Raw genomic sequence first — 12,123 nt, forward strand, 5'->3', positions numbered from 1 at the left:
GTAAGTCCCCTTGATGAAGCTGGTGGCTGTGCAACCCCAAGGGTATGGGATGAGAGTATTACATTAATTTAATAATGAGGGTGGTGTGTTTCAAGTGTAAATGTGGTGTTAACCATGACCGCCATATATGAACTTGAAGTGGAGGAGGTCCTGCAGAGGCTTGAAACATCAGAATCAGGCCTTGACCCCCAGGAGGCGGAAAAACGCCTCAAGATCCACGGTCCAAACAAACTTGAGGAGGTCAAAAGGAGACCACTCATCCTGCTTTTTCTATCAAACCTCTACAACGTACTTGCACTGCTGCTCTGGATCGCAGCCATACTGTCCTTTATAACAGGCAATTACCAGCTTGCAGTCGCCATTGTAATGGTTATAATCATAAACGCACTCTTCAGTTTCTGGCAGGAATATGAGGCTGAAAAGGCAGCCGAGGCCCTTAAAAACATTCTGCCTGTGATGGTTAAGGTCATAAGGGCCTCAAAGGAGGTTCTGATACCCGCGGCTGATGTCGTGCACGGGGACATCATAATCCTTGAGGAGGGGGACACCGTCCCGGCCGACGCAAGGATCCTTGAATCACACAACCTGAGGGTGGATGCATCAGCACTGACAGGAGAATCAAAACCTGTGAGAAAGGTATCACACCCGGTCAGGGAGGCTGATAACTACATAGACACAGAGAACATTCTGTTTGCAGGCACCCAGGTGACTTCAGGTACAGGAAGGGCCGCTGTGTTTGCAACCGGCAGGGACACCGAGTTCAGCAGGATAGCGACACTCACACAGGAGGTGCGTGAGGAGCCCAGCCCCCTCCAGCGACAGATATCCCTGGCCGCAAGGATCATAGGGGCCCTGGCGGTCGCCATGGGGGTCATCCTCTTCCTGGTGAACCTTTACATAGTCAGACTCCCCCTTGAAACGGCATTCATATTCGCAATTGGTTTGATGGTTGCAAACGTCCCGGAGGGCCTTCTTCCGAGCGTCACACTCTCACTTGCGGCATCCGCAAGGAAGATGGCCCGGGAAAACGCCCTTGTGAAGAGACTTTCCAGTGTGGAGACACTGGGATCAACGACAATCATATGCACAGATAAGACAGGGACCCTCACAAGGGGTGAGATGACGGTCAGGAAAATATGGATCCCCCATAAGGTCATCGAGGTCACAGGGTCAGGTTACAGACCAGAAGGTCAGTTCCTCTTCAGGGGTGAACCAGTGAGCCACAGGGACATGGCCGAGCTGAAGCTGCTCATGAGGGCAGCCACCTTCTGCAACGATTCGGCCCTCATACATGAGGAAGGTGAATGGAGTGTGCTGGGTGATTCAACCGAGGGCGCCCTCCTTGTTGCAGCCGAGAAGCTGGGCTTTGATGCTGAGGCAGAACTCAAAGCGATGCCAAGGATAACAGAGCTCCCCTTTGACTCCAGGCGGAAATCAATGACCTCAATCCATGAGAAATCAGGGAAGAGGGTGGCCTACGTCAAGGGAGCGCCAAAGAAGATAATAGGATTATCGGAACGCATTTCTGTGGATGGGAGGGTCAGAGCCCTCCATGCAGATGAGAAGGAAAGGATAATAGGCATACATGATGAAATGGCCTCGAAGGGTCTCCGTGTACTTGCCTTCGCATACCGGGAACTCCCCGAGGACCTTGAAGTCAGGGACCCCGGTGAGGTTGAGAGGGACCTTGTACTGGTGGGCATGGCAGCCATGCATGATCCACCAAGGGAGGGGGTTAAGGAGGCTGTGGAGCACTGCAAGACTGCAGGTATAAGGATCATAATGATAACAGGTGACTATGGTCTCACAGCAGAGGCCATAGCCAGGGAGATCGGGATAGTGGAGGGTGAGTGCAGAATAATCAAGGGAAAGGAGCTGGATAAGCTCAAAGACACCGAACTCAGGGGTATACTGGCCAGGGAGAGGAACCTTATATTCGCAAGGGCGGTCCCTGAACATAAGATGAGGATAGCATCTGTCCTGGAGGACTCAGATGAGATCGTTGCCATGACAGGGGACGGTGTTAACGATGCACCCGCCCTCAGGAAGGCAGATATAGGTGTTGCCATGGGGAGCGGCACCGATGTTGCAAAGGAGGCAGCAGACATAGTCCTTGCAGATGACAACTTTGCAAGTATCGTGACCGCGGTCAGGGAGGGCCGTACGGTCTATGAGAATATAAGGAAGTTCATAACCTACATATTTTCTCATGAGACAGCTGAGATAGTCCCATTTATCATGATGGTTCTCTTCAGCATACCCCTCCCAATAACCATAATGCAGATACTCGCAATAGACCTTGGAACAGACACCCTCCCGGCCCTGGCCCTTGGAAGATCCCTGCCGGAGTCTGATGTGATGAAACTGCCACCAAGGGCCCCCTCAGAGAGGCTCCTTAACAGGGAGGTCATCCTGAGGGGTTACCTGTTCACAGGGACAATTGAGGCAGCCCTCATCATGGCAGCATACTTCCTGGTTCTCTATTCAGGGGGATGGCTTCCAGGACAGGAACTTTCAGCCAGCGATCCCCTCTACATGAGGGCCACCACGGTGGTCTTTGCAGGTATAGTCATGGCACAGCTGGGCAATCTTCTCTCCTCACAGACCCTCCGTTCATCAGCACTTGAGGCGGGCCTCCTGAGGAACAGGTGGATACTGGCAGGTATGGTCTTTGCAATCTCGGTGATGCTCCTTGTTATCTATCTGCCACCACTGCAGCCCATCTTCGGCACAGCCCCACCCGGAATCCTGGAGTGGTTCATCCTGATACTCTTCACACCCATCGTCTTTCTGACAGATGAGATGAGGAAGTTCATACAGAGGAGGCTGGCCTGAACATCATGGATTGTCAGGGATACTAATTTATAGGGCCAGGAGTATGTAAGGGACATGATGAGGAGAATAAAAAAAGAAAAGAGGAGGTCAGCGGAGGAGGAGTGGATCATCCTCAAAAGGCAAATCTACAGGTTAAGTGTGGAGGCGGGTTGGCCCCTGGAGTACATCCTAGAGATGCCATACTCCTCCTTCACGGAGTGCCTGCTATCATTCCAGGACCCGCCCAGGCAGGGGCCAGCAGTGAGGGATGTTGAAGCGGAACTGGATAGACTAAAAGAACTCAACTACAAGAGTATGCGATCGAGGATATAGAGGACCATGAAGAAGGGGAGAGTCATGGTAGATGGTACATGCCATAAAAGACTTGATAGGATTAAGATGAGCGCTGTGCCTAGAGAGAAGATCCATGCGATGACTGCAATGACCTTGGTCATGAATGGGGCATCATCGAAGGATGTGTCCTTCCCATTGAACCATAGTATCACCGCTAAAGCAATGCCACCCAATGTGAGTTCTGAGAATCCTATGAAGCCGTAGGGGATAGAGAACACTCCCACCCCTAGAGCTGTTCTCCTCAAGAATGTTTCCCTTTTGAGTTTTCCGCCGCATTCGCAGATGTAATCATCAGGGTCCTCCCCATCATTTAGGGTGTAGGTTTCCCCACATTCCTCACATTTCACCTTCATAGTAGAATATTATGTCTGAAGTATTATGTAATCCTTACGGGGGAGTTGTATGGTTGATCATACAGGGATACTAATTTATTAGGGCCCGGACTGAACTATGATTAATTAAAGAAATGGAGGTGCTGGTATGAGATGGTTAGCTCTTCTCATGCTCATGATATTTGTGGCGGGTTCATCGATAGGGACCTGCATGGCCCACTCAGGGGATACCCTGAAACCAGCCATGAAGGGTAAGGCTGGTGGCGGGTTTAAGAGTTCATCAGGAAAACATATTGACCTCGACGACGATGATGATTCTGGTGGCGCTGATGATTCTGCAGGTGGGGACTGGCTATGGCTTCTTGTCCTTATCATTCTAATTGTTGTGATAGCTGTGCTGATTCTCATCTATCTGAGGCGATGATAGACGAATGGCTGGCCGCGCCTTCGCTGTTTACAGACAGTAACTGGATGCTGATGGGTGGTGGAAACTTTGCCAGTGATTGATGAGTCCTGAGGGGATAGGATGGTCCTTGTAATTGAGATCATAAGAAAGCATCTCCCAAGGGTCTTAAAGGTCCCGGCCACGCGCATACTCCTCCTTGTTCTTGCTGTGATCATCTACGGCACAGCAGGGTTCCATTTCATAGAGGGGGAGTCATGGACGGTTTCCCTCTACTGGACCTTTGTAACAATAGCAACTGTTGGTTACGGTGACTACAGTCCCTCAACGCCACTTGGAATGTACTTCACGGTAACCCTTATCGTACTTGGCATAGGGACCTTCGCGGTTGCAGTTGAAAGACTTTTAGAGTTCCTCATAAACAGGGAGCAGATGAAATTAATGGGGCTGATAGATGTGGCTAAATCAAGGCACGTGGTTATATGTGGCTGGAGTGAGAGTACCCTGGAGTGCCTCAGGGAACTCCGGGGGAGTGAGGTGTTTGTGCTTGCAGAGGATGAGAACGTCAGGAAGAAGGTCCTGAGGAGTGGGGCCAACTTTGTCCATGGGGACCCCACCAGGGTCTCTGACCTTGAAAAGGCCAATGTCAGGGGCGCGAGGGCGGTTATAGTGGACCTTGAATCTGACTCAGAGACCATACACTGCATACTTGGCATAAGGAAGATAGATGAATCTGTGAGGATCATAGCCGAGGCTGAGAGATATGAGAACATTGAGCAGTTGAGGATGGCGGGTGCTGATCAGGTGATATCCCCCTTTGTCATATCAGGGAGGCTGATGTCCAGGAGCATCGATGACGGCTATGAGGCTATGTTCGTACAGGATGTGCTTGCAGAGGAATCCACAAGGAGGATGGTTGAAGTCCCAATCCCTGAAGGGAGCAAACTTGAAGGAGTTTCAGTCCTTGACGCTGACATCCATGATGTGACAGGGGTAATTATAATCGGTGTGGGACGTGGAGATGAACTCATAATAGACCCTCCAAGGGATTACTCCTTCAGGGCAGGGGATATAATACTGGGCATAGGAAAACCAGAGGAGATTGAAAGGTTAAAGAATTACATCAGCGCCTGAAATTTCGGAATGACATGAATCAGGGGGATTCACCCGGCCAACGCACAGCTATTCTCCTTAGGGGATACACAAGGACTTTCTCATTGATATCAGTGGCCAGGGTGTAGGGTATTACATTCACGCCTGCTTCATGGGCCCTTCTAAGTGCAGATGAAAACTCAGGATCCATTTCATGATTTGGAGAAAAGAAGCGTGCACTTCTGCCAAATACAAGGAAGAGTACACTGCTATGGTAACCCTCAGAGAGGGCGCGTTCCAGTTCCTCAACGTGTCTCCTGCCCCTCTCTGTGGGTGCGTCAGGGAAAAGCGCAAGGTTTTCCCTGACAAGGGTGCAGCCCTTGACCTCAACGAGCATCCTTTCATTTTCAGATGCCAGCAGAAAATCAATCCTGCTTCTGCCGAAGCTGCATTCCCTCTTTTCTATTCTGAAGCCACGAAACTCATCCACTGCTGAGGATTCTATTATACTGGCAGCCAGGTCACTGTGGAAGCCCGAGTTTACAAGCACCCACTCATCATCCCTCCTGAGGGCTATAACATCAAACTCTGTTTTCCGGTTTCCTGAGGAGGCTTTCCTCAGTATAACATCGTTTCCAGGTATCAGAAGTTCTCTGAGCCTTCCAGGGTCCCTCAGGTGGGCTAGCCGCCTCTCACCATCAACATAAACAGCCACTGTGAACCTGTTGGGCCTTTCAATGTAGCTTCCCCTTAAGGGGTTCTCTATGATCATGGCAACCATCATTATATATGTAAGCTTCTAAATGAATATTAATCAATCCATGGATATGAATCATGGGATGGATTTGCATCATGGTTCCAGCCATGTTGCATAACCACAGACATTTGAGGTGACGTAATTTGCATCCAAGACCCAGCCCAATAGCCGCATCACTCTACACACTCAGAGACCTTGACGCTGACGTGATAATCCTTCACGGCCCCCATGGCTGCTGCTTCAGGACAGGGAGACTCCTTGAAACTGATGGAGTCCGTGTCCTAACAACTGCAATGTCAGAGCAGGACTTCATCTTCGGGGCATCCGATAAACTCACAGAGACCCTCAGGAAGGCATATGAAATGTTCTCCCCCAAACTTGTGGGTGTGGTGGGCACCTGTGCCAGTATGATAATCGGCGAGGACCTGAAGGAGGCTGTCCAGAGGGCGGGTATACCTGCAAGGGTCCTCGCCGTGGAATCCCATGGCGGCTTCGGTGAGGGTGATAACACTGAGGGTGCCATAATAGTCCTGGAGGCAGCTGCGGAGCAGGGTATAATCCCTGAAGAGGAGGCAGAGCGTCAGATAAAGATGCTGAAACTCGCAACAGAAATTGAAAAGACAAGGGGCATGGCCCAGGGGAAATACATCCGCCCATCCTACGGCGATGATAAGGATGAGGTGGCTCTCAGGGTTCTTGAAGCCATAATGGAAGGTAGAAGGGTGGCCTTTGTCCTCAATGCCAAGAAGGAGACATCCTACCTCTTTGCCGATACACTGACACTGCCCTTCGGGTCACTGAACCCTGATAACCCCCCCATTATAATCGCGAATCTTGATAAGGGTATTGGCCTTCCAAGGATACGGAGGCATGCAGAGAACATACTCTCAGAGATAGAGAGGAGCGGTAACAGGGTGGAGCATATAACAGGTGGACTTGATGAATACCCCATAACCGGTGCAAGGGCTGCAGAAATTTTAAGGAATGAGGAAATAGAGTTTGCAGTCGTTTCAGGGGTTCCCCATGCACTCCCAGTGGAGGAACTGGGTCTTGAATCCGTTGCAGTTACCGACGGGCCCAGACTGGTGGAGCCACTCAGGGGACTGGGTTACACCCATGTGGTGGCTGAACTTGATGCCCATGCAAGGACACTGGGACAGAGGAGCATAGTGGAATCTGATTTTGGAGATGCCCTTAGAAGAAACATTAAAAAGGTGATATGATGGCTGAAACAGTTGGAATGATACTCTGCGGGGGATTCGGGAAACGTCTGAGACCCCTAACTGAGAAAATACCAAAACCACTCATCGAGATAAAGGAGGGCTACACCATCCTTGATAAACAGCTCTTTGACCTCAAAAATGCAGGCATAAACACGGTGTACCTCCTTACAGGTTTCCTTGGGGAAAGGATAGAGGAGAGGTATGGTGATAACTACAAGGGACTCAGAATAGAGTATGTAAGGGAGGAGAAACCACTGGGGACCCTTAACGCCATAAGGCTTGGAATGGAGGCCATAGATGGAGAGAAACAGTGCATAATAAGGAATGGGGATGTTGTGGCTGACCTCAATATAAAGAAGATGATACACCTGGGTGAGATGTCAGATTATCCCCTGACCATGTTCATAACCAGGATGCAGTCACCATATGGCATAGTTGAAACCAGCGGTGATAAGATAATAAACTTCAGAGAGAAACCACTCCTTGACTATTACATCAACGCAGGGGTCTACTTCTCCAAGGGAAACCTTGACTTCGGTGACTTTGAGTCGGGGGACATCGAGAAGACACTCTTCCCCCTCATGGCAAAGGAGAACAAGCTGGGCTACTACAGGGAGGACGGTCTCTTCTGGATGGCCATCGACACCTCCAAAGAACTTGAGGAGATAAGGAAGGAGTACCGTAACCGGGAGGACAAGCCATGGGGCTATGAGAAGATCCTCATAAACACCGAGAAGTACCTCACAAAGGAGCTCTTCATAAGGGAGGGCTACAGGACATCATTCCATTACCATGAGGAGAAGGATGAGACCATGTACATAATCTCGGGTTCAGGTTACATAGAATTCGATAACCGGAAGGAGTACTTCAGCAAGAACGACACCATCCGCATAGAACCAGGGGAGAGGCACTCCATAGTGGCCATGGAGAACACCGTACTCCATGAGGTATCAACACCACACCTAAACGACACCGTGAGGGTCCAGGATTACTATACAAGGTGAGATCGCTTGATAGCCATCATAGACTATGGAAGCGGAAACCTCAGGAGCATAGCCAATGCATTCAGGAAGATAGGGGCAGATGCCCTTGTGACATCAGATCCACAGATCCTTGAAGCCGCCGACGCACTCGTACTCCCGGGTGTCGGTGCATTTGGAAGTGCGATGGCCAAACTCGAGGGTCTGAGGGAAACCCTGCTGGGGAACATCATGGATGGGAAACCCTTCCTGGGGATATGCCTGGGGCTACAGGTGCTCCTTTCAGAGAGCCAGGAATCTCCTGGTGTCCATGGTCTTGACCTTATACCGGGAAGGGTCATAAGAATACCACCAGGCAATAAGGTCCCCCATATGGGCTGGAACCAGCTGATAATTGTGGAAGATTCACAGCTCCTTGAGGGTGCTGAGGATGAGTACTTCTACTTCGTCCACTCCTACTATGCTGAACCCTCCAACGACGTGGTCGTTGCAAGGACAGATTATGGGGTTGAAATGACAGCGGCCATCGAATCCGATAACATCCATGCAACCCAGTTCCACCCTGAAAAGAGCGGGGAAGCCGGACTGGATGTTCTAAGGAACTTTGTCGAAATAATCAGGGCATGAAAGGATCAGTGAGAGGTTGGATAATGGATATAGAGGGATTTGTAAGGCGAAACATGGATTCCATGGATGAGGAGTCACTCAGGAACGCACTGGCTGACCTTATACTGGAATTCAAGGATACAGACAGGGAAACATCCATCCGGATGGCGGACGCGGTTATCTATGAGGTTAAGAATACCCTTAAAACCGGTGGACTCGACGATGGCCTCAGGACCATAATATCATACCCCCCTGCAGGGGTTGGAATGGGTGAGATGGGGGTCGGGTCCCGGGGTGAGGGCGACTTTTTTGTCCACAGGAAGATCGCAGATATCGTTTCAAGCACAGGGACACGTTCATTCATAAATCCTGAGGCACAGGATGATGGTGGCGTCGTAAGGACTGAAACAGGAAGTGGGGACGTATACATAACAACCGCAGTGGACGGGATACACTCACGCCTAAGCGAATACCCCTTCCTCGGGGGCTTCCATGTCACCAGGGCAGCCCTGAGGGATGTGTGTGTGATGGGTTCAAGGCCCGTGGCCCTCATAAGCGACCTCCACCTTGCAGATGATGGTGACGTCGGTAAACTATTTGACTTCACTGCAGGGGTTGCAGCAGTATCAGAGCTCGTTGGCGTCCCGGTGGTCGCCGGGAGCACCCTGAGGGTCGGGGGTGACATGGTCCTTGGTGACAGGCTTGTCAGCGCAGTCGGGGCCATAGGCTTTTCAGAGACACCACCAACAGCCAGGAAGCGTGCAGAGCCCGGAGACGTCATACTCCTAACAGAGGGGTCAGGAGGCGGGACAATAACCACAACCGCCATATACCATGGACTCTTCGATGTTGTATGGGAGACCCTTGACGTGAATTTCATAAGGGCCTCCGAGGCCATAATGGATTCAGGGCTCCTGGGCGATGTCCATGCAATGACAGACGTTACAAATGGTGGTCTGAGGGGAGATGCACATGAGATATCCTCAACAGCAGGGGTTGGACTGGAATTCGATGCCGATGCGGTCATGTCCATGATAAACCCCAGTGTCCTGAGGATGCTGCAGGACCTTGAAATTGACCCCCTCGGCGTCTCCATAGATTCGCTCATGATAATAGCCCCCGAGGACGTGGCCCCTGATGTTATGGATACCATAAGGGGTGCAGGCGTTGATGTTGCAGAAATAGGAAGGGTAACTGACTCAGGGGTCCCGGTTCTCCTGAGGGACGGTTCAGAGGAGGAACTCAGGCCACTCTTCCGTGAGGCAGCATACACCCAGATAAAGAAGATGGTGGGTGATAAAACACCCCAGGACTTTGAGGAGATGAAGAGGAAGGTTGAGGATGCTGCAAGGCGTGCCATAGAGAAGAAGGACATGGTGGTCCGGATGATCTCCCGGGAGGATTAGATCAGGAGAAAGGACAGCCTTCTTGAAGGGATATCATGGATGATGGGGGCTACATATCCACAACCGACGCGGTTCTTGCACTCACAGTGGTCTTCATAGTAACGGCATCCGTCATCAACACGGACCCCCCGCTGGTCACCCCTGAATCTCCGAAAGCAGGGGATGTCCTTGATGCCATGGCGTCCTATCCATCAGGTGAAAGCATACTGGATGGCCTTGCAGAGTCTCCTGACCCAACCATGGCATCGGATTTCCTCAACAGGACCCTTGAGGGGATGGACTACAATCTCACAGCTGACAGGGGGACCGGTGAGGTTACCGTTGCATCCCGTGGTTCAATGGAGGATGCAGAAGACATAGACGTGGCTGTGAGGTCGCGGGGAAACGTCACCTTCAGACTCTATCTATGGAGATCCTGATGCAAGACTTAAATACCTGCATGGAAAATTATTAATATAGGATGGTATAAACTACCCTTCACTCTCATTTTGCCCTGATAGTGTAGCGGATATCACGTAGGACTGCGGATCCTATTACCCGGGTTCAAGTCCCGGTCAGGGCACTCACCTTCACATTAAAATCCACTGATTCTATTTAAAGGGCGAAACCATCAAGTAACTGCGTCCGTCCCAATGTACCGCCTGATCTGGAATCAGCGCTGGAAGCGGACCGTCAGCAAATCTTTTTTCATTCTTGCTCTGATCATGTCGGGATGGAGATCATCAGCAAATCTTTATTTCATGGACGACAAACTAATGTCTGGAGATGGTGGTTGTTATGGGGACCTACTTCAATCCTGAAATAGAGACCATGGAACGTGGCGAACTGGACGCCCTTGTAGAGGAGAGGATAAGGTACACAGTTAACTATGCATATGAAAACTCTCCCTTCTACAGCAAATGGTTCAGGGAGAACAATATCAAGCCCTCAGATATAAAGAGTCATGAGGACCTAAGGGAGCTCCCTATAATAAGCGGTGAAACAGTAAGGAAAAACCAGCCACCTGAAAAGGACAGATTTGAATTTAAATGCGCCCCCTGGGAGGAGATCTACACCATCCATGAGACCAGCGGCACCAGCGGAAGACCAAAGTCCTTCTTCCTCACATGGGGGGACTGGCAGAGGTACGCAGAGAAGTATGCGAGGTCCTTTGTATCCCAGGGATTTGAAACAGGTGACCGGGTCGTCGTATGCGCATCCTACGGCATGAACGTCGGGGCCAACACGATGACACTGGCAGCACAGAAGATAGGAATGACAATAATACCCGAGGGCAAATGCACATTTCCTGTGAGGATAATGGAGAACTACCGGCCAACAGGGATAGTTGCAAACGTATTCAAACTGCTGAGGCTCGCAAGGCGAATGAAGGAGCAGGGAATTGATCCCAGGGAGTCAAGCATAAAGAGACTGGTGGTTGGTGGTGAAAGCTTTGCGCCGGAATCAAGGGCATACGTCGAGGAACTGTGGGGAGTTGATGTCTACAACACCTATGGGAGCACCGAGGGGACCATGTGTGGGGAATGCCACATCAAGGAGGGACTCCACGTCCCCGAGGACCTCGTACACCTGGATGTCTATGACCCCAACCTCAGGGACTTCGTTGATGATGGGGAATGCGGCAGGATAGTCCTGACAACACTGCTACCCGTTGGTGAGAGGACCGGCACACTCCTGCTCAACTATGACACCGAGGACACAACCGTGGTCATATCCAGGGACACGTGCAGGTGTGGAAGGACCCACATGAGGATAATGAACCCTGAAAGGGAGGCAGAGACCTTCTGGATCTCCGGTCATCCATTCAACCGGGTTGACGTTGAGGCAGCGGTTTTCCAGAGGGAGAACATGGATTACCTCACAGGGGAATATGAGGCCTTCCTCTACGGGGACGAGGATGAGGGCACAGTGACCATGAGGGTCTCCCTTGAATGTGAGGATCCAGGAAACTGCGCCAAGGAGATAATCCAGGAGAACTTTATAGGGGCCTTCTTCAAATATAAGAGGGACCTGCATGATGCCTACCTTGAGGGAACATTTGAGATAATATTCAACTTCGTAGGGCCAGGCGAACTCGAATTTTATAAGGTTAAGGGCAGGCCCAAGCGTATGGTTGATAGGAGATAGTCCAGCTAAGGTTGGGATGTAGGGCAGAC

12 protein-coding genes and 1 tRNA gene are annotated in these 12,123 nt (G+C 50.8%); 11 read left to right on the top strand and 2 right to left on the bottom strand.

Translation table 11 applies throughout. The features are described 5' to 3' along the window. The first annotated feature begins 114 nt into the window (after window positions 1-114). Both MTH_RS07240 and MTH_RS07245 read left to right on the top strand, forming a co-directional pair. Entirely contained in the window at window positions 115-2,835 is a 2,721-nt protein-coding gene (locus MTH_RS07240) for a cation-translocating P-type ATPase (protein WP_048061075.1), read from the top strand. A gap of 57 nt (window positions 2,836-2,892) precedes the next feature. Continuing rightward, window positions 2,893-3,147 carry a hypothetical protein gene (locus MTH_RS07245; RefSeq protein WP_143485786.1) on the top strand — a complete coding sequence of 85 codons (255 nt, stop codon included), beginning with the start codon at window positions 2,893-2,895 and terminating at the stop codon, window positions 3,145-3,147. On the opposite strand, the gene MTH_RS07250 is transcribed toward MTH_RS07245, so the two are convergent. After that, window positions 3,120-3,521, bottom strand: a complete 402-nt coding sequence (locus tag MTH_RS07250; protein ID WP_010877128.1) for a hypothetical protein — start codon at window positions 3,519-3,521, stop codon at window positions 3,120-3,122. The genes MTH_RS07245 and MTH_RS07250 overlap by 28 nt on opposite strands. Window positions 3,522-3,648: 127 nt before the next feature. On the opposite strand from MTH_RS07250, the gene MTH_RS07255 reads away from it, so the two are divergent. Continuing rightward, window positions 3,649-3,924, top strand: coding sequence for a hypothetical protein (locus MTH_RS07255; RefSeq protein WP_010877129.1), 276 nt, complete (start codon window positions 3,649-3,651; stop codon window positions 3,922-3,924). A gap of 102 nt (window positions 3,925-4,026) precedes the next feature. Next, entirely contained in the window at window positions 4,027-5,037 is a 1,011-nt protein-coding gene (gene mthK / locus MTH_RS07260; RefSeq protein ID WP_010877130.1) for a calcium-gated potassium channel MthK, read from the top strand. A 19-nt stretch (window positions 5,038-5,056) separates the two neighbouring features. Here mthK and sfsA read toward each other — a convergent pair whose 3' ends face one another. Beyond that, a complete protein-coding gene (sfsA, locus tag MTH_RS07265) occupies window positions 5,057-5,779 on the bottom strand; it encodes a DNA/RNA nuclease SfsA (protein ID WP_010877131.1) in 723 nt (240 codons plus the stop codon). Between the two features lie 116 nt (window positions 5,780-5,895). Here sfsA and cfbD point away from each other — a divergent pair, with 116 nt between their 5' ends. The 7 genes from cfbD to ftsA all read left to right on the top strand — a co-directional run bounded on the left by cfbD (window position 5,896) and on the right by ftsA (window position 12,094). Then, window positions 5,896-6,975 (top strand): Ni-sirohydrochlorin a,c-diamide reductive cyclase catalytic subunit, encoded by a 1,080-nt coding sequence (gene cfbD, locus MTH_RS07270; protein WP_010877132.1) that lies wholly within the window; start codon window positions 5,896-5,898, stop codon window positions 6,973-6,975. Next, window positions 6,975-7,979 (top strand): sugar phosphate nucleotidyltransferase, encoded by a 1,005-nt coding sequence (locus MTH_RS07275; RefSeq protein ID WP_010877133.1) that lies wholly within the window; start codon window positions 6,975-6,977, stop codon window positions 7,977-7,979. Before cfbD ends, MTH_RS07275 begins: the two co-directional genes overlap by 1 nt. 6 nt (window positions 7,980-7,985) lie before the next feature. Continuing rightward, window positions 7,986-8,582 carry an imidazole glycerol phosphate synthase subunit HisH gene (gene hisH / locus MTH_RS07280; RefSeq protein WP_010877134.1) on the top strand — a complete coding sequence of 199 codons (597 nt, stop codon included), beginning with the start codon at window positions 7,986-7,988 and terminating at the stop codon, window positions 8,580-8,582. Window positions 8,583-8,605: 23 nt separating this feature from the next. Continuing rightward, the gene (locus MTH_RS07285; protein ID WP_048061078.1) at window positions 8,606-9,967 is read left to right on the top strand and encodes an AIR synthase-related protein; all 1,362 of its coding nucleotides are present in this window, start codon (window positions 8,606-8,608) and stop codon (window positions 9,965-9,967) included. A gap of 35 nt (window positions 9,968-10,002) precedes the next feature. Then, window positions 10,003-10,386, top strand: a complete 384-nt coding sequence (locus MTH_RS07290) for a hypothetical protein (RefSeq protein WP_010877136.1) — start codon at window positions 10,003-10,005, stop codon at window positions 10,384-10,386. Between the two features lie 71 nt (window positions 10,387-10,457). After that, a tRNA-Arg gene (locus tag MTH_RS07295) sits at window positions 10,458-10,529 on the top strand. 203 nt (window positions 10,530-10,732) lie between these two features. Continuing rightward, window positions 10,733-12,094, top strand: coding sequence for a coenzyme F390 synthetase (gene ftsA, locus MTH_RS07300; RefSeq protein ID WP_010877137.1), 1,362 nt, complete (start codon window positions 10,733-10,735; stop codon window positions 12,092-12,094). The last annotated feature ends 29 nt before the right edge of the window (window positions 12,095-12,123 follow it).

This window comes from Methanothermobacter thermautotrophicus str. Delta H (assembly GCF_000008645.1).
Lineage (GTDB): Archaea > Methanobacteriota > Methanobacteria > Methanobacteriales > Methanothermobacteraceae > Methanothermobacter > Methanothermobacter thermautotrophicus.